The sequence below is a fragment of the Nonomuraea sp. NPDC051941 genome, assembly GCF_044593615.1.
On the sequence record NZ_JBIUCF010000001.1, the window covers coordinates 478,663 to 498,666 of the forward strand.

A 20,004-nucleotide genomic window follows, 5' to 3' on the forward strand; every position below is an offset into this window, starting at 1 on the left:
GCCGCGGGTGAGGCGAGGAGTGCGTTTGAGCGGGTAGGGCACTGGTCATGGAGCTCTTCGCAGACCGTGCCCAGGCCGGGGAGCTGCTGGCCGAGCGCCTGGAGGACGTGCGCGACCCCGTCGTGCTCGCCCTGCCCCGCGGCGGCGTGGCGGTGGCCCTGCCGATCGCGCGCAGGCTCGGCGCTCCCCTCGACGTCCTCGTGACGAGGAAGATCGGCTATCCGCCCACCCCGGAGCTGGGTGTGGGCGCGATAGCCGAGGGCGGCGAACCCGTGTTCGACCACACGCTGCTGCGCCGCCTCGGCATGACGCCCGAGTCAGTGGCGGACGTGGTGGAGAAGGAGCGGCGCGAGCTGGCCCGCAGGGTGCTCGCCTACCGCGGCGACCGCCCGCTGCCCTCGCTGGAGGGGCGCGAGGTCATCGTGGTGGACGACGGCCTGGCCACCGGCGGCACCGCGCGCGCCGCGCTCAGGGCGGTCCGCACGGCCAAGCCCGCCAGGGTGACGCTGGCCGTGCCGGTCGGGGCCCGCGAGACCGTCGGCTCGCTGCGGCGGGAGGCCGACGAGGTGGTGGTCCTGCTGACGCCGATCGACTTCAGGGCGGTCGGCCAGTGGTACGAGCACTTCGACCAGCTCACCGACGCCGACGTGCTCGAACTGCTCGACCGGGCGCGGCGATGAGGACGTACGGCGAGTCAGGCGGCGAGCACGGCCCAGACGAGCTTGCGGGCGCCGCCGGGCGACAGCCAGCCCCAGGCGGTGCAGAGGGCGTCGATCAGCCGCAGCCCCCGCCCGAACTCGGAGAACACGTCGGGAGCCGCCGCCACCGGCACGGTCCGGCTGTGGTCGGTCACCACGCACGCCAGCTCCGCCCCGTGCGACAGCAGCCGGAGCTGCGCGGCCCCGCCGCCGTGCCGCATCGCGTTGGTCACCAGCTCCGACACCACCAGCTGCGCGTCGAAGGCCGGCTCCGAAACCCCCCACGTGGTCAGCGTCTGGTCGACGAACCGCCGCGCCGTCGCCACGCAGGCGGGCTCGAGCGCGACCCGCTGATGGAAGGGGAACACCGCGTCGCACTCCCAGGCATGCCCCTCGACCAGAATGGAAAAAAGCCATCCTGGTGGCCGGGAACCGATGGCGGCTTGCGGCCGAGCGTCGAAAGTCGTCATTCTGGCCCCCGAAGCGCGGTCTGGTGATCCAATGCCCATCTTTACGGGGAGTGCTGACCGATGCAAGACTTTTCGTCGTTTACGGATGCGAATCGCATCTGCACGTGCAGATGACCTAGGAGCGGCAGGGTGAGCGCAGAGAGCGCGGAAGGGAAGCTTCTCAACCATTCGCCGGGAAGCCCGACGGTGCTGCGGATCCTGCTGGGCACTCAGCTGCGCAGGCTCCGCACGGAGAAGGGTATCTCGCGCGAGGACGCCGGGTACTCGATTCGCGCATCTCACGCCAAGATCAGCCGGCTGGAGCTCGGCCAGGTCAGCTTCAAGCAGCGCGACGTGGCCGACCTGCTGACCCTGTACGGCGTCACCGACCCCGCCGAGCGCGAGCCGCTGCTCGCCCTGGCCAAGCAGGCCAACGCCCCCGGCTGGTGGCACAAGTACGGCGACGTGCTGCCGCCCTGGTTCGAGGTCTACATCGGCCTCGAAGGCGCGGCCTCCAGCATCCGTACGTACGAGAACCAGTTCGTGCCCGGCCTCCTCCAGACCCCCGACTACGCCAGGGCCGTGATCGAACTGGCCCACGAGAAGGCCCCGAGGGTGGAGCTCGACCGCCGCGTGGCGGTGCGCACCACCCGGCAGGGGCGGCTGGAGAGCGGGCTGACGGTCTGGGCGGTGATCGACGAGGCCGTCGTGCGCCGTACGATCGGCGGCTCCGAGATCATGCGCGCGCAGCTCGCCCATCTCCTCGACCTCACCGCCGAGCGCAACGTCACCGTGCAGATCATGCCGTTCGACCGCGGCGGCCACGCGGCGGCCGGGGGCCCGTTCAGCATCCTGCGCTTCCCCGAGCCCGAGCTGCCCGACGTCGTCTACATGGAGCAGCTCACCAGCGCCCTCTACCTGGACAAACCCGCCGACTCCGACAACTACATGGAAGTCATGGACCGGCTCAGCATCCAGGCCGAGGAGCCCAAGGAGAGCAGGCGCTTCCTGGAACGCCTGCTTTCCCGATGAGCTGCTGATATCCCTGTGACCCACCCCATATCTGGCTTTTTGGTCGTCCGCTATATGGAGACCGACGCGTTACCGTATTGTCTCCTCGCAAACGCGGATGCACGTGCATCCGTAAGATCGTGAGGAGCTGCCCCCATGCATGAGTTCCGGAACGGAACGCCCGCCGGCCGCCTTCCTGTCGTCTGGCGCAAGAGCAAGCGGAGCAACCCCAACGGCAACTGCGTCGAAGTCGCGAACCTGCCCACGGGGGAGATAGCCATGCGTAACTCACGTTTTCCCGAAGGTCCCGCGCTGGTCTACACCCAGGCGGAGATCACCGCGTTCGTCCTGGGGGCCAAGGACGGCGAGTTCGACGATCTGATCGTCTGAGGTCTGACGTTTAGGGGAGCGCGCGCCGCTCAGGACCGCGGCGCGCTGTACCAGCGCCATTTCACCGGGCGCTCACGGCCGGGGAGGTCGGCGCGCCCGGTGACCCACAGCAGGGTCGTCCACGGATCCGTGTCGCGCGGGGCGTCGGGGAACAGCCGCCCCAGCACCCGGGCGCACATCCCGGCCGGCGGCGCCCACCCGAGCCCGAGCCCGTCGGCCAGGTCGTGGGTGTGGACGAGCGTCTCCACGATGCCCATCGCCGCCGAGCCCTCGGGGTCGGCCGCGCCGAAGCCGTGGTGGGCGCGGACCTCCGGCGGCGTGGTCCGCACCATGGCGGACAGCATCGCGCCGCACGACTCCAGCACCTGCAGCAGCCCGACGGGACCGGCCTTGGGGTCGGCGTGGATGGTGTTGGCGGGGCCTTCCGGCCTGCGACTTTCCAGGATGAACGGGACGTACGTGTCCAGCGGCGGCATCCTGAGCCCGAGCTGGGCGGCATAGGCGAACAGGTCGTCGGCCAGGTGCTCGACCGTCTCCCAGCACGTCCACTCCAGCGTGCCGGCCTTGCGGTCCCACGCGGTCTCGGGCGCCTCGCGAAGGGCGGCGACGGCCAGCCGGACGGCCTCGTCGAGGTCGTCGGCGGTCACGGGGGAGAGCTCGGATTCTGTCATGCCGGGCACCCTATCGGCCGGGTGTGACAATCTCCGGAAGCCCGGTTTGTCGGTGGCGCGTGGGATGCTGTCGGGCATGGATGTGTTGCGCGTGGTCGCCGCGGCGGTCGTGGACCGTGGGCGGCTGCTCGTCGTGAGCAAGCAGGCCGCTCCGGACGTCTTCTACCTGCCGGGGGGCAAGCCCGAGGCGGGGGAGGAGACGCTCGCGCGCGAGCTGGCCGAGGAGCTCGGGGTGACCCCGCACGACCTGGCCCTGCTCGACCACGTGGAGGACGTGGCGGCGCTGGAGGGCGTGCCCATGCGCATGACGGTTTTCACCGCCGGGGTTTCGGGGGATCCGAGACCGGCCGCCGAGCTGGCGGCGCTGGGGTGGACGGACGGGCGTGACGCTTACGTGCCGCGTCTCGCGCCTGCCGTGCGCGACCAGGTGGTGCCGCTGCTCGTGCGGGCCGGTGTTCTCGGAGGTGCTGCCTGATCAGGCAGTTGTCCCGACCGGGTTCGCCGGAGCCTGTGCATGGAGGGCCAGGCTCCGGTTCATCGGGACAACTGCTTGATCACGCGATGATGGTGACGCTGCCGGGTATGTCAGGCGGCGGAGATGCCGGCGCTGGCCGCGCGGCGCATGCGACGACGACGCTCGGAGGCGCGCTCGTCTTCGTTGAGACCGCCCCACGTGCCGTACTTCTCCGGACGGGACAGCGCGTAGTCAAGGCACTCGTTGCGGACGGGGCACTGGGCGCAGATCGCCTTGGCCTTCCGCTCACGTACGTCACGCTCGGGCTGCCGCTCCCCGTCGGGGCCGAAGAAGAGCACGAGGTCCTCACCCCGGCACGCGGCATCATCCTGCCAACCCCAGCTGGGGCGCGGGCGGGCGAGCTGCCGACGTACCTGAGACATGAGAAAACCACCTTCGTGAGAGGTATTTCGGTAATTGGGCCGCATTGGACGCTTATGGCGTCACTGTTCCAACGCAACGTTGGGCCGCGATGTTCCCTGTTCAGGCGAGAGCGGGCGTGGCGTACCGCACAGGCGTGAGCCTGTCCAGCGAAACCAGCCGGTAGGTGGTGATCGTCTCGGCGCAAGCCGTACCACACGGCGCTGTGAACGCCGATGGCTCAACCACAACCTGGAACCGGACGTCCCCGCAGCGTACGAGCGCTTCGGTGACGTCACCGTCCGACCTGGAGGATTCCACGGCCACCGCGCCGACGGAACACTCTCCCGTATGGGCTCGGGCGAAGTGCTCCACGGCTTGCAATGGCTCAGGGATGCCTGCGCGTCCCCGGTAGCGGTCGAGAATGACCTCGCCCGACCGGTACGCGTTGGCCGCTGCCAGTGCAGCAGCCTGAGACATGCTGCCGTAGAAAATTCCGTGTGGCAAGCACACCAGGTTGGCGGCGTAGCGATCGCCGCCAACGTGTGACGTTTCCCACACTCTGTCCGGCAAAGAATCGGCCAGCGTGCGAGCGAGGGGTAGTCCAATGCGGGCGCAGCACGCATTGCGCTTGGCGTGCGTGCAGACCAGAAATACCGGCTCGTCTTCAAGTATGCAGGACTCCGGGACCACTCCCGCCACGAGCGCGTCGAGGTCAAGATCGTCGGGACCTGCGACGACACCGCTCGCCAACCAGGGCCGGTCTCCTACCGCGTACGCGAGTAGCACACGGATCCCCTGCTCCTGTGGGCGGGTTCGCTTTCCCGGCCGGCGGATCAACTGGGGCCTGATACCGCGCTCGAGCGCCCGGCGGACCAGTTCGGAGATTTTTTCAGGAAGTTCGAAGTTTTCCAGGTGTGACGGCCAGGCGCCGGTGTATTCGACGAGCAGCCACAGCCGGGCTCCCACGGTGGCGCTGGCCAACGTCGGAACCCCTCCGGTGTGGCACCCGTTCGGATGCTCGCAGCCCCTTGCCAACGCCTGTTCTCCCTCCCCAACCCGAATTAGGTAAGACTAACCTAACGGATTGGTGGGGTCAGTCGCGGGCGGTTCGGTCCAACACGTCCCGTGTCGCGGGCAGTGCGCGGTCCCTGTCCTGCTTGACCAGGCCGATCCTGGTCCTCCTGTCCAGCAGGTCGCCCTCGTCGAGCGCGCCCTCGTGCCGGACCGACCAGACCAGCTCGCCCTCGGTGATGCCGAGCCCGACCTCCTCCGGGTGCGCCTTGACGAGCTCGTGCACGGCCTCCGCCTCGCTGCCGTACCGCTCGGCCAGCCGGTGCGGCACCCCGGACGGCCGCGGGCCCGCCCCGGCGAGCGGGATCTTTCTTGTACGACTCCGGCGCGCCCGGAGTTTCCCGGACGAGACCGCTTCATCCACCGCGTCCTCGGCCATCCGCCGATATGTCGTGAGCTTGCCGCCGACGACCGTGACGATCCCGTCATGCGCGAGAACGGCGTGTCTACGCGAGATGTCTGCCGTGTGGCCGTCGGCCGCCAGAAGGGGCCTGAGGCCCGCGTACGCGCCCGCGACCGCCTCCCGGGTCACCTGAGTCTCAAGAACCCCGTTCAGCACCTCCAGGAGCGTTCTGACGTCTTCCTCGGGCACTTCCGGAACATCGGGGACGGGCCCGTCCACCGGTTCGTCGGTGAGGCCCACGTACACGCGGCCGTCGCGCTGGGGGAGCACGAGCGCGAATCGGTTGGTCTCTCCGGGAATGGGCACATGCATGCCGGCGATCAGCCCGGGCAGCGTCCCCTGGGTCAGCACGAGGTGGGTGCCGCGCGAGGGACGCAGCTTCACCTCGGGATCCAGCCCGCCCGCCCACACCCCGGCCGCGTTGATCACCACTCTGGCGCGGACGTCGAACTCCTCGCCCGTCAGCTCGTCGCGTACCAGCGCGCCCCGGTCCGTGGGCCCGTCCGTGAGCCGCAGCGCGCGGCAGCGGGTCAGCACGCGGGCGCCGTGCGCGGCGGCGGTCCTGGCGATCGCCACGACCAGGCGGGCGTCGTCCAGCAGCCGGCCGTCCCACGACAGGAGCGCGCCGCGCAGGCCGTCGCCGTCGAGCACGGGCGCCAGCGTGCGCGTGCGGGCCGCGCTCAGCCGCGTCGGGCCGGGCAGCAGGCGGCGCGGCGTGCGCGCGGCGGCCCGCAGGCCGTCGCCGAGCCGGTAGCCGCTCATCACGAGCGCCGCCTGCCGCCGCGAGACCGCCTTCGTCAGCGGCAGCAGGTACGGGTGGGCCGCGACCAGGTGCGGAGCCGTCGTGCGGAGCAGGATGCCGCGCTCGATCGCGCTCTCGTAGGCGACGTCCACCTGTCCCTTGGCCAGATAGCGCAGGCCGCCGTGGATCATCTTGGAACTCCACCTGGAGGTCCCGAAAGCCAGGTCGTGCGCGTCGATCGCCGCTACGCTGAGCCCCCGGGAGGCGGCGTCCAGCGCGGCGCCGGCGCCGGTCGCGCCGAGCCCGACCACCAGCACGTCGAGCCGTTCCTCCGCGACGCGGCGCAGCTCACGGGATCTTCTGCGGGCATTCAGCGAGCTGTTGTCCAAGGTGCCTCCATGCGAGCTATCCAAGATAGGCCTCCAGCAGGGCGGTGAGCTCGCCGTCGAGCTCGTCCATGGTCACCGGGCCGAGCATCGTGGGCGCCGACAGCAGGAACGACTGCGCCACCAGCAGCACCGCACGCGCCCTGCCCGGATCCCCGACGGCGCGCTCCAGGACCTCGAGTATCGCCTCGTGGCTGGCGCCGCGCCGGTCGAGCAGGTAGGGCAGCAGCAGCTCCGGATCCGCTTCCACGATCTTCCGCCACAGCGGGTGGGCGCGCAGCCCCCTGACCCCCTCGACGACCGCGCGCACGGGGTCCGCCAGGTCGAGCTCCTCGACCACCCGCACCCATTCCCTGGTCATCAGGTCCGCGACCAGCGTGCGCACGTCGGGCCAGCGGCGGTAGATCGTCATCCGCGACACCCCCGCCCGGCGCGCCACGTCGGTGAGCGTCGTCCTGCGCACGCCATAGGCCAGCACGCAGTCGCGGGCCGCGTCCAGCACCCCATCATTGTGACGAATCGACGTCATGTGTCACAGTGTAAGCGTGACTGGAGAACCGATGTTGTGGTCCGGCTGGGGCGACCCGGCTCTCGCCCGCGAACTGCCCGAGCAGGTCCGCGCGCTCCTGCGCGACTTCCTCGGCGTTCGCGCCCCGGACGTCCCCGCCGTCGGCCTCGAATCGGTGCGCCTGCCGCCGGTAGCCCTGCCCGAGTCACTGCTCGGCGCGCTGGCCGGGGTGGTTGGCTCCGCGTACGTGCTGACCTCGCACGAGGCCCGCGTCCGCCACACGCGCGGCAAGTCCACCCCCGACCTGCTGCGGATGCGCGCGGGGGACGGCTCGGCCGCGCCCGACGCGGTGGTGCTGCCCGGCTCGCACGAGGAGGTGGCCGAGCTGCTGCGGTTGTGCTCCGCCGAACGCGTCGCCGTGATCCCCTTCGGCGGCGGCACCTCCGTGGTGGGCGGCCTCACCGGCTCCGGTGCGGGATTCACGGGGGTGATCGCCCTCGACCTGGGCCGGCTCGACCGCCTGCTCTCCGTGGATCTGGAGTCCCTCGTGGCCTCCTTCGAGCCCGGCGTACGCGCCCCCGAGGCCGAGCGGCTGCTCGCCGCGCACGGCCTCACGCTGGGCCACTTCCCCCAGTCCTTCGAGTACGCCACCCTCGGCGGCTTCGCGGCGGCCCGCTCCAGCGGCCAGGCCTCCGCCGGGTACGGGCGCTTCGACGACATGGTCGTGGGCCTCACGGTGGCCACGCCCACCGGCACCCTGGACCTCGGGCGCGCCCCCAAGTCGGCGGCCGGGCCCGATCTGCGCCAGCTCGTGCTGGGCTCCGAGGGCGCCTTCGGGGTCATCACGTCCCTGCGGCTGAGGGTGCGGCGGGCTCCTGACGAGCGGCGGTACGAGGGGTGGCGGTTCGGGACGTTCGCGGAGGGGACGGCGGCGGTGCGCGCACTCGCCCAGGAGGGGCCGCTCCCGACGGTGCTCCGGCTCTCGGACGAGACCGAGACCATGATCGGCCTCGCGAAGCCGGACGCCATCGGGTCGGGCGGCTCGGGCTGCCTCCTGATCGCCGGCTACGAGGGCACCCCCGCCTCGGTCGCCGGATGGGGCTCGGCGGCCGCCCGGCAGGCCGGGGCCGCCGCCGTGCTGACCCGGATGGGAGGCGAGCCGCTGGGGGCCGAGCCGGGGGAGGCATGGGAGCACGGGCGTTTCTCCGCGCCGTACCTCCGCGACTCGCTGCTCGGGGCCGGGGCCACGGTCGAGACGCTGGAGACGGCCGGGTTCTGGGCGAACCTGCCACGGCTCTACGACGCGGTGCGGCTTGCCCTGGCGGGCGCGTTCGGCTCGCCGCTCGTCATGTGCCACGTCTCCCACGTGTACGAGACCGGCGCCTCGCTGTACTTCACGGTCGTCGTCGCGCAGGAGGGGGACCCGGTGGCGCAGTGGGAGCACGCCAAGGAGGCGGTGAACGCGGCCATCGTGGCGGCCGGCGGCACGATCACCCACCATCACGGGGTCGGACGCGACCACCGGGACGCTTATGCGGCCGAGGTGGGGCCGGTGGGGATGGGCATCCTGCGGGCGGTCAAGGACCGGCTCGACCCCGCCGGAATCCTCAACCCCGGCGCCCTCGTCCCACCCCCACCCGCGTAGCCCGGCCCACTCCCGCCCACCCGCCGCCGTCGGCTCGGATGGGTCAGGGTTCGTCCGGGGGGAGGATGTGGTCGGCTTCCGCGATCGCGGCGGCGGCCTCGCTGTAGCGGTGGAGGGACTCGAGGGTGGTGGCCAGGCAGTTCAGTGCCACCACCAGCGGGGCGCCGCCCGTCAGCCGGGTGAGCGCCACCGCCTCCTGCGCCAGGGGGAGCGCCTCCGCTGCCCGGTCCCGCTTGAGCAGGAGTTTCGCCTTGGCGAGCAGGCTGCGGGCCAGCAGGGTCGTGTGCGTGCCGGGAGCACGTGCGTCGAGGGCCCGGCTGCGCGCGACCGCTTCGCTGACCCGTTTGAGGGCCGCCCCGCTCCAGCGGGATGACCGGGTTTGCGCGTATGCCAGCAGACCCTCGATGGCCTCAACGTCGGAAGTGCCGCTCCGGGTCGTGTCGTCAGGGCCGTTACGGCTCATGGAGCACTCCCCTCGACGTCCCTACCGCTTGCTTGGGGGGTTGAGGGTACACCATTGCGAACCTTCTGTGTTCCTTACGGTACGGAGCGTTCCGGGTGCACGAATGGGTGATCGCGGTAAGTATGTGGTCATGGTGGAAGTCGCGGCCGAGCGGGGAAAGCAACTTTCCTCAAGGGTGTCAGAGGAGGGAGCAGGATGGGCCTGCACACAGACGGGGACGTTCGCGCAGCTCAGACCTAACGATCACGGGTTTACCTGGCTGAATTTGGTGACGCTGTGGAGATCGCGTAACGACATCCTCGCGGGGTTGTTCGGGGATCCGTCGGGAGAGGTTCGGGCGCGATGGGTGGAGGCCCAGGAAGCGCGGGGGATTGATCCGGAATTTCGCGTCAAACCGCCGGTCGGGGGAAATTTCAGTTTCCTCCTGCTCGGTGATACCGGCGAGGGAGACGCGTCCCAGTACGCCGTTGTTCCGGGGATGTTGAAAGTGGGGGAAGACACGTCGTTCGCCGTCATTGCGAGTGATGTGATCTATCCGACGGGATCGGGAAACGAGTACGGGGACAAGTTCTTCCGTCCGTACAAGGACTATGACGCCCCGATCTATGCCGTCCCCGGCAACCACGACTGGTATGACGGGCTCGGCGGTTTCATGCGGGTCTTCTGCGACGCGCCGGCGCTCAAGCCGAAGCCGGACCGGTGGCTGCGCGGCCTGCTGTGGCGCAAGCCGGAGGCCATCGACGAAGAGGGGCTGGCGCAGGCGCGCGAGCTCAGGGGCAAGCCGTCCCAGCAGGTCACGCAGCCGGGGCCGTACTGGGTGATCGAGAGCGACAGCCTGCTGATCGTCGGCGTGGACACCGGCATCAAGAACATCATCGACAAGGGGCAGACCGCGTGGCTGCGGCGCGTCTCGCGCGATCCGCGGCCGAAGATCCTCGTCACGGGCAAGCCCATCTACACCGGGAACGTCTACAAGCCCTCACCGCTGGAGGAAGGCGGCACGATCGACGACATCGTGCGCGATCCGGCGAACCGGTACGTCGCGGCCATCGGCGGAGACGTGCACAACTACCAGCGCTACCCGGTCAAAGTGGGCGACCGGGTGATCCAGTACATCGTGTCCGGCGGCGGTGGCGCCTTCATGCACGCCACGCACACGATCCAGCGGGTCGACGTCAAGGGCGTGCACGAGGACGACTTCAGGTGCTACCCGCTGCGCGGCGACTCCCTGTCCTTCTACAGCCAGCTGTACGCGCACCGCCTGCGGATGAAGTGGATCTACCTGACGCCCTCCGAGGCCCTGTGCGTCATGGCGGACCAGATCAAGAACGAGCCCGTCCGGACCCCCCAGGGCCCGGTCACGATCACCCGCAGGATGCGGTGGGCGGCGCGGCTGCTCGGGGCGTGGCCGTGGCCGCTCAGGCTGCCGGTCGACAAGGTGTTCCACCGCTACCTGTCGGAGCTGTCCGACTGGGACACGCCGCCGTTCTTCAAGCAGTTCCTGCACCTGTCGGTCACGCCCGAGGAGCTGACCGTGCGGTGCTTCGCCGCCACGGGGTGCCGGGCCCAGGAGGCCGATCCGCCGTTGGAGGACGAGGTGCGCATCGCTTTGTCGTAGCCGTTTGGCACTCTTGACCACGTGCATGTCGTGGTCGCAGGAGAGACGCTGCTGCCCGTGGGCGGCTCGGCTCGGCGTCCCGCCGACCTGGCGGGGGCCGTACGCGAGCTGGAGGAGGCCGAGCGCCCGCGGTGGGTGTGGGCCGACGCGCGGGAGGTCTATCCCGACCTGCTGAGCGCGGGCGCGCGGGTCTCGCGCTGCCACGACGTCGCGCTCACCGAAGGGCTGCTGTTCGCTTACGAGGGCCGCTACGGCGAGAGCCGCTCGGCCCGGGCCGCCCACGCCCGGCTGCACGGGCTGCCGGTGCCGGAGGAGCAGCCGAGCGCGCCCGGCACGCTGTTCGCGCCCGAGCCGCTCGCGGCCGAGGCCGTGGCGGAGGTGCTGGCCGACCAGCTGCGCCGGATCGAGGCGCTGCCCGAGCCGGGCAGGTTCCGGCTGCTGGTGGCGGCCGAGTCGGCGGGGGCGCTCATCGCGGCCGAGATGTCGTACGACGGCATGCCCTGGCGGCGTGACGTGCACGACGAGCTGCTGACCGAGCTGCTCGGGCCGCGGCCCGTCCACGGCATGCGCCCGGCCAAGCTGCAGGCGCTGGCCGACGAGGTGACCGCGGCCCTTGGCCAGCCGGTCAATCCCGACTCGGTGCAGCAGCTCGTCAAGGCGTTCAAGGGGGCGGGGGTGGCGTTGAAGACCACCCGGTCGTGGGAGCTCAAGCAGATCGACCACCCCGCCGTGAAGCCGTTGCTGGCCTACAAGGAGCTGGCCCGGCTGTACAGCTTCCACGGGTGGGTGTGGGCCGACCAGTGGGTGCGGGGCGGGCGTTTCCGGCCCGAGTACGTGGTGGGCGGCGTGGTGTCCGGGCGCTGGGCCACCAGCGGCGGCGGGGCGCTGCAGATCCCCAAGGTGATGCGCCGGGTGGTGGTGGCCGACGAGGGGTGGGTGCTGGTCGTCGCCGACGCCGCCCAGTTGGAGCCGCGGGTGCTGGCCGCGATGGCCGGCGACGTGGGGCTGGCCAGGGCCGCCGGGGAGATCGACCTGTACTCGGCGCTGGCGCAGTCGTTCGGCGGCGAGCGTGACAATGCCAAGATCGCGATGCTGTCCGCCATGTACGGCGGCACCAGCGGTGACGCGCCCAAGCTGCTGGCGGTGATGCGGCAGCGCTTCCCCAGGGCTTACCAGTTCGTGGAGGACGCGGCCAAGGACGGGGAGGAGGGGCGGCTCGTGCGCTCCTGGCTCGGGCGCACCAGCCCGCCGCCCTCGCCGCGGTGGAGGGAGCTGGTGTCGGGGCCGGAGGGCACGCGGGCGGCCCGGGACCGGGGGCGGTTCACGCGCAACTTCGTGGTGCAGGCCACGGCGGCCGAGTGGGCGCTGGCGCTGATGGCGGTGCTGCGCGGGCTGCTGCCGGAGCCGGCGCGGCTGGTGTTCTTCCAGCACGACGAGGTGATGGTGCACTGCCCGGCGGAGCAGGCGGAGGAGGTGATCGCCGCGGTGTCGTCGGCCGCGGTCGAGGCCACCCGGCTGCTGTTCGGGGCGACGCCGGTGCGCTTTCCCATGGAGGCGGTGGCGGTGTCGTCCTACGCCGACGCGAAGTGACGGCCGCGTCGAGTGTCTAAGGGCGGTCGGCGCGCCAGGTGATGGTCAGCCAGATGCCCGCGAGCGCCACCATGATGCCCACGACCAGGCCGAGCACGCCGTAGCCGAGCATCCCCACGATGGCGCCCGCGACGATCGTGCCCGTGGCGCCGCAGACGTTCATCAGCAGGTCCGAGAGCCCCTGGACGGCGGGACGGCGTTCGAGCGGGACGGACTCCGTGACCAGGGCGGAGCCCGCCACCAGGCCGCACGACCAGCCGAGGCCGAGCAGCACCAGCGCGGCCGTCACCTGCCAGATCGCATGCCCGGCCGTGCCGGCGAGCGTGGCGGCGCTCAGCAGCAGGGCCATGCCGAGCACGAGCACCGGCACCTTGCCCGCCTTGTCGGCCAGCCAGCCCACCACCGGCGACAGCACGTACATGCCCGCGATGTGCAGGCTGATCACGAGGCCGATGACGTCCAGGTTCGAGCCGTCGTGGTGGAGTTTGACCGGGGTCATGGACATGACGGACACCATCGCCGTGTGGCTCACCGCGATCATGACGAGGGCGCGGCGGGCCGTCGGGGTGGTGCGGAGGGTCTGCCAGGCGGTGCGGATCGTCCCCTTGGGACCGCGGCCGGTGTCCGGGCCCTCGTTCAGGGAGCGGGCCAGCGTGAGCGGGTCGGGGCGCAGCAGGCAGAAGATCAGGGCCAGCGCCACCGCGAACGCCAGCGCCGCGAACACGAACGGCCCCGCCTTCTCCACCAGCCCCAGCCGCATGCCGATCTGGTCGGTGGGCTTGGCCAGGTTCGGGCCGGCCACGGAGCCGATCGTGGAGGCCCAGACGACCAGTGACAGGTGCCTGGCCGAGCGGCCCTTGGGGGACAGGTCCGTGGCCGAGTAACGCGCGGCCAGGCTGCCCGCGCTCCCGCCGCCCACCAGCACCAGGCCCGCCAGCAGCAGCGGCCACGTACGCAGGCTGATCGCGAGGGCCGAGATCAGGCAGCCCGCCAGCGCCGCAGCGTACGCCAGCGACAGGCCCGCCCGGCGGCCGCCGCTGCCCGACGCCTTGGCCGTGGGCAGGGCCAGCAGTGCCGCGCCGAGCACGGTCGCGGTGCCCGCGAAGCCGCTGATCACCGTGGAGCCCGAGAGCTCGTCCACGACCACCGAGCTCAGCGCGAGCCCGACGGCGACCCCCACCCCGCTCACGATCTGCGTCGCGGACAGGACGGTCAAGGTGCGGCGCTGGACGCCGCGAATTCGGTCAGAGGACGAGACAGTGGGCGTTGTGGGGGCACTGGTCACTCGTGAAGTCTCGCATAGCCCCTGACATCACCCCAAAGGGCGATATTTCAGTGAATGGTGACTGAATCTCCCTGGGCGATGCGTCCGGGCATGTCCGGGATCAGGTTGATGCCGAACCACACCTTGCCGTCCCACCTGCGGTGCCGCGAAAGCGTCCTGATGGGCTCCTTGCCCTTCGTGTACGTAGACGTGTCGATCGTGGTCAGCACGCACCGGTCGCACCGCTTGCTCACCCGGAAGTCGACCTCGCCGATGCGTACCCGCTTCCACTCGTCCTCCGCGAACGGCGTGCCGACGCCGTCGATCACCACGTTCGGCCGGAACCGGTGCATGGGCAGCGGCTCCGGCGCCTCCTCGCCGCGCTCCAGCGCGGTCTCCACGATCCAGTCGTTGAGCAGGGCGAGCGAGGCGCTGGACGTGAGCAGCAGCGGATAGCCGTCGGCCAGGCTCACCCGGTCGTCCGGCCGCCCGTACTCCGGATTGACCGGCCGGCGGGTCGGGTCGTCGAGCCACTTGAGCCGCACGGGCCGGCCCACCAGCCCGGACAGCCAGTCCGCCGCGTCGTCGTCGCAGTCAGTGAGCTCCACGGGGGTGCGGCCCACGCTGACCGTGGACATGACGGCGGTCGGCGTGACCCGCAGCGGGGCGGCGTGCGGGCCGGTCAGCGTGAGCGAACCGCCGTCGACCCGGGCCACGCAGGCCAGCAGGCGGGGCTCCTGACGGGCGGTCAGGAGCTCGCCGTGCTCGTCGGTGATCAGGTAGCGGCGGTCGTCGGCGAGCCCCCACGGCTGCACCTCGGCCTCGTGGACCTGGTGCCCCGCGGTGGACTTGACGGGGTAAAAGTGGATGCTCGCCAAATTCATCTGAGCTGTGGCGCGGACACCCTGGTCTTTCAGGATGGGGAGGGAGCGCCACTCCTCCTTTCGAAAACAGTATGGAAAGCCTTAGTAACGCTCGATAGTGTTCGCGGTGGGTGACTCTTCCACGACAGGGAGTGTGTAATGGCGATCCGCCGCTCCACGGCCAAGCTGGCAGGCCTGCCGTCGGTGGTGCAGTTGCGGCTCATGCCTACACCTGCTCAGGCTGACGCCCTGACTGCGACGGTGCTGGTCTGTAATCAGGCGGCCACCTTTGTTTCCCGTCTGGCTTGGCAGCACCGTACCTTCACCGTCCTCCAGTTGCATCGGCTGGCCTACCATTCCGCGCGTGCGCAGTTCGCCGGGCTGGGCGCGCAGGCGGCGGTGCGGGCGATAGCCCGGGTGGTCGGTGCCTACGGCAACCGGCGAGCCACCAAGAAACGGGCCCACACCTTCCGCCAGCACGGCGCCATCCCGTACGACGCGCGCCTGATGAGCTGGTCCCGTGAAGCCCGGACCGTGTCGCTGTGGACCTCCACGGGACGTGTGGCCGTGCCATACACAGGTCGGCCAGAGGACCTCCAGGCTGTCAACGCGCTGCCTCTCGGGGAGGCCGACCTGATCTGTCGGCGCGGCGTATGGCTGCTGCAAGTTGCCATGACCTTGCCCAAGCCCCGGACGCGTGAGCCGGTTCACGGCTTTCTAGGGGTGGATCAAGGGGTGGCGAACCTGGCGGTCACGTCCGACGGGGCCGTGCTCCCCGGCTCCGCCCTGGCCGGGCCGATCACCGGCAACGGCCACGTCCGTACGCTGCGGGAGCGGCGGCATCGGCAACGCCAACGGTTGCAGAGGAAGGGCCCGAGTGCGGCGCGGCGGGTCCTGCGTCGCTTGGCCGGGCGTGAGCATCGGATGATGACCGACCTCAACCATCAGCTTTCGAAACACGTGGTGCGCGAAGCCGAACGCACCGGCCGCGGGATCGCCTTGGAGGATCTGCAGGGCATCCGCGGGCGGGTAAGGGCTCATCGGTTCCAGCGGCGCACCCTGCACAGCTGGGCGTTTGCTCAGCAGATGGCATTCACCCGTTACAAAGCCGCGCGGGCCGGGGTCGCTTTCGTACTGGTCGACCCCGCACACACCTCTCAGCGCTGTCCAGAGTGCGGGTGTATGAGTAGGGCGAATAGGCCGACGCGGGGTCGGTTCGTCTGCACTGGGTGTGGCCTCGCTGGGCACGCCGATCACATCGCGGCCCGCAACATCGCCGCACGCGGCGCTGCGGGCTGGGCTGCTGTCAACCAGCCACACGCTACCGGCCTCCCTTCAGCCAGACGGGACCGTGAGAGCAAGCCACCGGCCTCAACCGGTGGTCGTTGACACGGCCGAAGGTACCCCACTGCGCTCCGGCGCCGGCGAGCGGTGCAGAGCACCCGCCACGGCCACGGTGGCCAGGGCGAGCACGCCGATCGCGGCCCCGATCCAGGCGACGGACGGGTAGCCGAGGCCCGCGCCGATGGCCAGCCCGCCGAGCCAGGGGCCGACGGTGATGCCGACGTTGAAGGAGGAGACGTTCACCGCGGCGGCCAGGGTGGGGGCGTCCTTGGCCAGGGAGAAGACGCGGGTGTTCAGGGCGGGGTTCATGCCGAAGCCGAACGCGCCGAGCAGGAAGATCAGCGCGATGGCCGCCACGGGGACGGACGCGGTCAGGGCCAGCGCCACCGAGCAGACGATCAGGCCGGCGACGCCGAGGTAGAGAGACGGGAACGGCCGCGCGTCGGCGGTCCGGCCGCCGATGGTGATCCCGATCAGCGAGCCGACGCCGTAGAGCGCCAGGACCGCGGGCACCCAGGCGGGATCCAGGCCCGTGGTGTCGACCAGCAGCACGCTCAGGTAGCTGAAGGAGGCCAGCAGGGCTCCCGTGGTCAGCGCGGTCGTGCCGTACGCGAGCCAGAGCCTGGGGTTGATCATGGAGCGCAGCTCGTCGGAGACGCGCGGGGTCGCGCCGGCCTCCGGGCGGCCGCCCGGGATGGTGCTGAGCACGCCCGCCCCGGCCAGCGCCGACAGCGCCGCGACCGCCCAGAACGCGGCCCGCCAGCCGAGGTGCTGGCCGATGACCGTGCCCAGGGACAGCCCGACGATGGTGGCGACCGTCAGGCCGCCGGCGAGCACGCTCATCGCCTTGCCGCGGGCGTTGGCGGGCACCAGGCCGACCGCCGTGCTCGCCGCCACGGCCCAGAAACCCGCGTACACGAACGCGCCCACGACGCGGGTGGCGAACACCACGGTGTAGCTCGACGTCAGCGCGCCCGCGACGTGCGACAGGACGAAGACCGCCATGAACGTCAGCAGCGCCGTACGCCGTGGCCAGCGCAGCGTGAGGACGGCCAGCACCGGCGCCCCCACCAGCATTCCCATGGCGAACGCCGAGATCAGCAGCCCCGCCTCGGGCACGGACACCCGCAGGTCGGCTGCCATCTCCGGGATCAGCCCGGCCAGCATGAGCTCCGAAGTGCCTTGAGCGAAGATCGAAAGCCCCAATATGTAGATGGCCAAGGGCATGGTGCTTCTCCTTTTGGATTGATCGGTTCAAAATGAGGGCGTAAAAAAGATCAGAAAACGCCCAGGGCGGTCTTCGCGATCGACTCGAGCCCGTCCCGGTCCGTCCCGCCCCGCGCGGCCACGCGCAGGCCGCTGACGGTGGCGAAGACGAAGTGCGCCAGCGCGAGCGGGTCCCTGGCCGGGTCGATCTCGCCCCGCGAGCGGCCGGTCTCGATGGCGGCCCGGACCATCTGCCGGCGCCTGTCGTTGTCGCGCCGCAGCAGCTCGGCGATCTCCGGGTCGTGCGGGGCCAGCTCGGTCATCGAGTTGACCACCAGGCAGCCGGGCGGCTCGCCGGGCTCGGGGTCGACGGCCCACCACAGGACGGTCCTGATCTTCTCCTTGAGCGGCAGGTCGGCGTCCAGCGTCTCGGCGAGCGTGGCGTTGCGCTGGTCCATGTAGCGGGTCAGGGCCTTCACGAACAGGTCGTGCTTGCTGGCGAAGGTGTTGTAGATGCTGCTGCGCCCGAGTCCGGTGGCCGCGCACAGGTCCGCCGTCGAGGTGGCCTCGAAGCCCGCGGACCAGAACGCGCGCATCGCGGCCTCGACGGCGCGTTCCTCCTCGAACTTCCTCGGTCGCCCCATATGTCGAACATTACCCGTTTTGGACTGAGCGGTGCAATACGTCAGCCATCCCGCCGGAACGTGTCCAGGAACACCTTGCGGGTCTCCGCCTGGTCGTCCCACTTGAGCTCGGGCAGGTCGAAGGTGATCTTGTACGCGGTGATGTCGTCGATCGTGACGTACCGGGTGAGCGCGTGCATGGGGACGCCGCTGGCCGTGGTGTAGGTGTACTCCCAGTCGGCGGCCTGCCAGCCGCGGTAGTCGACGGCCTGGAGCTGCACCTGGATGTAGCCCTCCACACCGCCCTTGGCCTCCTGGCGGCCCAGCTCGGACAGCCCTCCGTCGGTCTGCGGGCTCACCTTCTGCACCATGATCCGCATGCCGGAGTCCTTCGGCCCGCTGAACGTGGTCACCCCGCCCGACGTCGAAGGCTTCCAGCTCCCGGGCACGGCGGCGGCGAAGCCGGCCGTGCCGTGCTCGGTGTAGCCCGACGGTATCGCCGAGGGCTCGGCGTTCCCGGGTTTCGCGGGTGAGGACGTCTTGGCCTGCGACGTGGCCGTCTGCGGGGGCGGCGACCCGCCCGGCATGAGGAACATGACGGCGCCCACGACGGCGGCCACCGCCACGATCGCGCTGATGATCGTGAGCGGCGTCGGCCGCCCGCGGCGCACCCATATCCCGTCGTCCTCGTCGGGCCTGCGCCGGCTCTTGCCGGTGCGCGGCGCCGTGCTGGGCAGCGTGGCCAGGCGGTTGTGGCCGAGGTCGCGGGACAGGTCGCGCGACTGCTCGCGCAGGTCCTCGGCGGAGGCCAGCGGCCACGGCGTGGCGGCGGACGACGTACGGCTGTCCGTGGTCAGCGGCAGGATCGGTGCCGGCTGCGGGCCGGACTCGTCGCCGCGGCCCCTGGGAGCCCGGTGCGGACCCGAGGGCATGCCGAAAGCGGGCTGCGCCCCCGAGGGCCCGCCGAACTCGGGCGGCGGCGGCACCAGCTGGTCGGTCCGGTGGCTGCCGGAGGGGCTCGTCAGGCCGTCGAACGGCATCGAGTGACCGCCGGACGGGCTGCTCATCGGGTCGTACGGCACGCGTATCGGACCCGAGGGCGTCTCCACGATCCGCGACGGCATCGGCCCCGACGGGGAGTCCAGCAGCCCGGAGGCCGGCATGTCCCCCGGGGCGGGCCCGGCGGTGGGCAGCGACTCGGCCGGGCGCGGACGGACGGAGCCGTGCGCGCGCAGCACCGCCTCCAGCATCTCGATGACCTGGTCGGAGGTCAGCCGCTGGGCCGGGTCCTTGCGCAGTAGTCCCTCGACCACCGGCATCAGCGAGCCGGCCCGCTGGGGCGCGATCGGTTCCTGCGTGAGCACCGCGCCGAGCACCGCCACCGGGTCGGGCCCCTCGTACGGCGGCCGCCCCTCGAGGGCGGCGTACAGCGTCGCGCCGAACGACCACAGGTCGGCCGCCTGCGTGATCGGCTGCCCGGACAGGCGCTCCGGCGGGATGTACGCGGGCGACCCCATGAGCAGCCCGGTCTGCGTGATCGCCACGTCGCCCTCGATGGCCGCGATGCCGAAGTCGGTCAGCACCACCCGGTCCTGGGTCAGCAGCACGTTGCCGGGCTTGATGTCACGGTGCAGGATCCCCGCGGAGTGCGCGTGCCTGAGCGCGTCGAGCACCCGGATGCCGATCTCGGCCGCCTGCAGCACCGGCAGCGGCCCGCTCTGGCGTACGGCCTGCTCCAGGGACCACGCGCGGACCAGCTCCATCACGATCCACGGGCGGCCGTCCTCCTCGACCACGTCGTGGACGGTGACGATGCCGGGATGCGTCAGCCGCGCGGCCGACCTGGCCTCGCGCAGCACGCGCCGGTGGGCCCCCTGCATGCCCGAGTGGTCGAGCCCGTACGGGAGGATCAGCTCCTTGACCGCCACGTCCCGGTCGAGCAGGACGTCGTGAGCGTGCCACACCATGCCCATGCCGCCCCTGCCGACAGGTGACATGAGCCGGTAACGCCGGCCGATCAGACGGCCCTGGCTCTGCGGGGCGCCGCTCGGGGCGCCCCCTTCCGCGCCGGGGCCGCTGAGCAAGCGGTCGGCTGCCATGATCCCGCCCCCATCCCGCGCTACGAGCAATTTAAAGTGGTTCGTTACGATATCGGCGGGGCATGCGCAAGGGAAGCTGGAGC

20 protein-coding genes are annotated in these 20,004 nt (G+C 71.0%); 8 read left to right on the forward strand and 12 right to left on the reverse strand.

Going from position 1 to position 20,004, the window contains the following annotated elements; translation table 11 throughout:
- Window positions 1-47: 47 nt before the first annotated feature.
- Window positions 48-680 (forward strand): phosphoribosyltransferase, encoded by a 633-nt coding sequence (locus tag ACIHFD_RS02195; RefSeq protein WP_355194576.1) that lies wholly within the window; start codon window positions 48-50, stop codon window positions 678-680.
- A gap of 14 nt (window positions 681-694) precedes the next feature.
- On the opposite strand, the gene ACIHFD_RS02200 is transcribed toward ACIHFD_RS02195, so the two are convergent.
- Window positions 695-1,066, reverse strand: coding sequence for an ATP-binding protein (locus ACIHFD_RS02200; protein ID WP_350722652.1), 372 nt, complete (start codon window positions 1,064-1,066; stop codon window positions 695-697).
- Window positions 1,067-1,297: 231 nt separating this feature from the next.
- Here ACIHFD_RS02200 and ACIHFD_RS02205 point away from each other — a divergent pair, with 231 nt between their 5' ends.
- Window positions 1,298-2,179: a helix-turn-helix domain-containing protein gene (locus ACIHFD_RS02205; RefSeq protein WP_397365190.1), complete on the forward strand. Its 882-nt coding sequence runs from the start codon at window positions 1,298-1,300 to the stop codon at window positions 2,177-2,179.
- Window positions 2,180-2,314: 135 nt separating this feature from the next.
- Window positions 2,315-2,548, forward strand: coding sequence for a DUF397 domain-containing protein (locus tag ACIHFD_RS02210; RefSeq protein WP_127935054.1), 234 nt, complete (start codon window positions 2,315-2,317; stop codon window positions 2,546-2,548).
- A 29-nt stretch (window positions 2,549-2,577) separates the two neighbouring features.
- On the opposite strand, the gene ACIHFD_RS02215 is transcribed toward ACIHFD_RS02210, so the two are convergent.
- Window positions 2,578-3,219 (reverse strand): DinB family protein, encoded by a 642-nt coding sequence (locus ACIHFD_RS02215; protein ID WP_350722648.1) that lies wholly within the window; start codon window positions 3,217-3,219, stop codon window positions 2,578-2,580.
- A gap of 76 nt (window positions 3,220-3,295) precedes the next feature.
- Here ACIHFD_RS02215 and ACIHFD_RS02220 point away from each other — a divergent pair, with 76 nt between their 5' ends.
- Window positions 3,296-3,694, forward strand: a complete 399-nt coding sequence (locus tag ACIHFD_RS02220) for an NUDIX domain-containing protein (protein WP_397365191.1) — start codon at window positions 3,296-3,298, stop codon at window positions 3,692-3,694.
- Window positions 3,695-3,804: 110 nt separating this feature from the next.
- Here ACIHFD_RS02220 and ACIHFD_RS02225 read toward each other — a convergent pair whose 3' ends face one another.
- From ACIHFD_RS02225 to ACIHFD_RS02240, 4 genes are all read right to left on the reverse strand, one after another.
- Window positions 3,805-4,116 (reverse strand): WhiB family transcriptional regulator, encoded by a 312-nt coding sequence (locus tag ACIHFD_RS02225; RefSeq protein WP_080036407.1) that lies wholly within the window; start codon window positions 4,114-4,116, stop codon window positions 3,805-3,807.
- 100 nt (window positions 4,117-4,216) lie between these two features.
- Window positions 4,217-5,077 (reverse strand): sucrase ferredoxin, encoded by an 861-nt coding sequence (locus tag ACIHFD_RS02230; protein ID WP_355194584.1) that lies wholly within the window; start codon window positions 5,075-5,077, stop codon window positions 4,217-4,219.
- 112 nt (window positions 5,078-5,189) lie between these two features.
- Window positions 5,190-6,701: a glycerol-3-phosphate dehydrogenase/oxidase gene (locus tag ACIHFD_RS02235; RefSeq protein ID WP_397365192.1), complete on the reverse strand. Its 1,512-nt coding sequence runs from the start codon at window positions 6,699-6,701 to the stop codon at window positions 5,190-5,192.
- A 16-nt stretch (window positions 6,702-6,717) separates the two neighbouring features.
- Window positions 6,718-7,227, reverse strand: coding sequence for a TetR/AcrR family transcriptional regulator (locus ACIHFD_RS02240; protein ID WP_192786458.1), 510 nt, complete (start codon window positions 7,225-7,227; stop codon window positions 6,718-6,720).
- A gap of 31 nt (window positions 7,228-7,258) precedes the next feature.
- On the opposite strand from ACIHFD_RS02240, the gene ACIHFD_RS02245 reads away from it, so the two are divergent.
- Window positions 7,259-8,851, forward strand: coding sequence for an FAD-binding oxidoreductase (locus ACIHFD_RS02245; protein ID WP_397365469.1), 1,593 nt, complete (start codon window positions 7,259-7,261; stop codon window positions 8,849-8,851).
- A 43-nt stretch (window positions 8,852-8,894) separates the two neighbouring features.
- On the opposite strand, the gene ACIHFD_RS02250 is transcribed toward ACIHFD_RS02245, so the two are convergent.
- Entirely contained in the window at window positions 8,895-9,314 is a 420-nt protein-coding gene (locus ACIHFD_RS02250; RefSeq protein WP_397365193.1) for a hypothetical protein, read from the reverse strand.
- A gap of 346 nt (window positions 9,315-9,660) precedes the next feature.
- Between ACIHFD_RS02250 and ACIHFD_RS02255 the strand changes: the two genes are divergently transcribed.
- A complete protein-coding gene (locus tag ACIHFD_RS02255; RefSeq protein ID WP_397365470.1) occupies window positions 9,661-10,932 on the forward strand; it encodes a metallophosphoesterase family protein in 1,272 nt (423 codons plus the stop codon).
- A gap of 21 nt (window positions 10,933-10,953) precedes the next feature.
- Window positions 10,954-12,522 carry a bifunctional 3'-5' exonuclease/DNA polymerase gene (locus ACIHFD_RS02260; RefSeq protein WP_397365194.1) on the forward strand — a complete coding sequence of 523 codons (1,569 nt, stop codon included), beginning with the start codon at window positions 10,954-10,956 and terminating at the stop codon, window positions 12,520-12,522.
- Between the two features lie 16 nt (window positions 12,523-12,538).
- On the opposite strand, the gene ACIHFD_RS02265 is transcribed toward ACIHFD_RS02260, so the two are convergent.
- The gene (locus ACIHFD_RS02265) at window positions 12,539-13,738 is read right to left on the reverse strand and encodes an MFS transporter (protein ID WP_397365195.1); all 1,200 of its coding nucleotides are present in this window, start codon (window positions 13,736-13,738) and stop codon (window positions 12,539-12,541) included.
- A 116-nt stretch (window positions 13,739-13,854) separates the two neighbouring features.
- Window positions 13,855-14,670 carry an MOSC domain-containing protein gene (locus ACIHFD_RS02270; RefSeq protein WP_397365196.1) on the reverse strand — a complete coding sequence of 272 codons (816 nt, stop codon included), beginning with the start codon at window positions 14,668-14,670 and terminating at the stop codon, window positions 13,855-13,857.
- 138 nt (window positions 14,671-14,808) lie between these two features.
- Here ACIHFD_RS02270 and ACIHFD_RS02275 point away from each other — a divergent pair, with 138 nt between their 5' ends.
- On the forward strand, window positions 14,809-16,038 hold the full coding sequence (locus ACIHFD_RS02275) for an RNA-guided endonuclease TnpB family protein (RefSeq protein WP_397365197.1): 1,230 nt from the start codon (window positions 14,809-14,811) through the stop codon (window positions 16,036-16,038).
- Here the strand turns inward: ACIHFD_RS02275 and ACIHFD_RS02280 are convergent.
- From ACIHFD_RS02280 to ACIHFD_RS02290, 3 genes are read right to left on the reverse strand one after another with little or no spacing between them, the layout of a single operon-like run.
- Window positions 16,021-17,220 carry a Cmx/CmrA family chloramphenicol efflux MFS transporter gene (locus ACIHFD_RS02280; protein ID WP_397365198.1) on the reverse strand — a complete coding sequence of 400 codons (1,200 nt, stop codon included), beginning with the start codon at window positions 17,218-17,220 and terminating at the stop codon, window positions 16,021-16,023. The genes ACIHFD_RS02275 and ACIHFD_RS02280 overlap by 18 nt on opposite strands.
- Before the next feature lie 50 nt (window positions 17,221-17,270).
- Window positions 17,271-17,843: a TetR/AcrR family transcriptional regulator gene (locus tag ACIHFD_RS02285; protein WP_397365199.1), complete on the reverse strand. Its 573-nt coding sequence runs from the start codon at window positions 17,841-17,843 to the stop codon at window positions 17,271-17,273.
- Window positions 17,844-17,884: 41 nt separating this feature from the next.
- Window positions 17,885-19,921 carry a protein kinase gene (locus ACIHFD_RS02290; RefSeq protein WP_397365200.1) on the reverse strand — a complete coding sequence of 679 codons (2,037 nt, stop codon included), beginning with the start codon at window positions 19,919-19,921 and terminating at the stop codon, window positions 17,885-17,887.
- Between the last annotated feature and the right edge of the window lie 83 nt (window positions 19,922-20,004).

What these genes read in the sequence shown, in the direction of transcription:
- ACIHFD_RS02195 (WP_355194576.1), top strand. Translation starts at nt 48, where the DNA reads ATGGAGCTCTTCGCAGACCGTGCCCAGGCCGGGGAGCTGCTGGCCGAG.
- ACIHFD_RS02210 (WP_127935054.1), top strand. Translation starts at nt 2,315, where the DNA reads ATGCATGAGTTCCGGAACGGAACGCCCGCCGGCCGCCTTCCTGTCGTC.
- ACIHFD_RS02215 (WP_350722648.1), bottom strand. Translation starts at nt 3,219, where the DNA reads ATGACAGAATCCGAGCTCTCCCCCGTGACCGCCGACGACCTCGACGAG.
- ACIHFD_RS02220 (WP_397365191.1), top strand. Translation starts at nt 3,296, where the DNA reads ATGGATGTGTTGCGCGTGGTCGCCGCGGCGGTCGTGGACCGTGGGCGG.
- ACIHFD_RS02225 (WP_080036407.1), bottom strand. Translation starts at nt 4,116, where the DNA reads ATGTCTCAGGTACGTCGGCAGCTCGCCCGCCCGCGCCCCAGCTGGGGT.
- ACIHFD_RS02240 (WP_192786458.1), bottom strand. Translation starts at nt 7,227, where the DNA reads ATGACGTCGATTCGTCACAATGATGGGGTGCTGGACGCGGCCCGCGAC.
- ACIHFD_RS02245 (WP_397365469.1), top strand. Translation starts at nt 7,259, where the DNA reads ATGTTGTGGTCCGGCTGGGGCGACCCGGCTCTCGCCCGCGAACTGCCC.
- ACIHFD_RS02250 (WP_397365193.1), bottom strand. Translation starts at nt 9,314, where the DNA reads ATGAGCCGTAACGGCCCTGACGACACGACCCGGAGCGGCACTTCCGAC.
- ACIHFD_RS02270 (WP_397365196.1), bottom strand. Translation starts at nt 14,670, where the DNA reads ATGAATTTGGCGAGCATCCACTTTTACCCCGTCAAGTCCACCGCGGGG.
- ACIHFD_RS02275 (WP_397365197.1), top strand. Translation starts at nt 14,809, where the DNA reads ATGGCGATCCGCCGCTCCACGGCCAAGCTGGCAGGCCTGCCGTCGGTG.
- ACIHFD_RS02280 (WP_397365198.1), bottom strand. Translation starts at nt 17,220, where the DNA reads ATGCCCTTGGCCATCTACATATTGGGGCTTTCGATCTTCGCTCAAGGC.
- ACIHFD_RS02285 (WP_397365199.1), bottom strand. Translation starts at nt 17,843, where the DNA reads ATGGGGCGACCGAGGAAGTTCGAGGAGGAACGCGCCGTCGAGGCCGCG.
- ACIHFD_RS02290 (WP_397365200.1), bottom strand. Translation starts at nt 19,921, where the DNA reads ATGGCAGCCGACCGCTTGCTCAGCGGCCCCGGCGCGGAAGGGGGCGCC.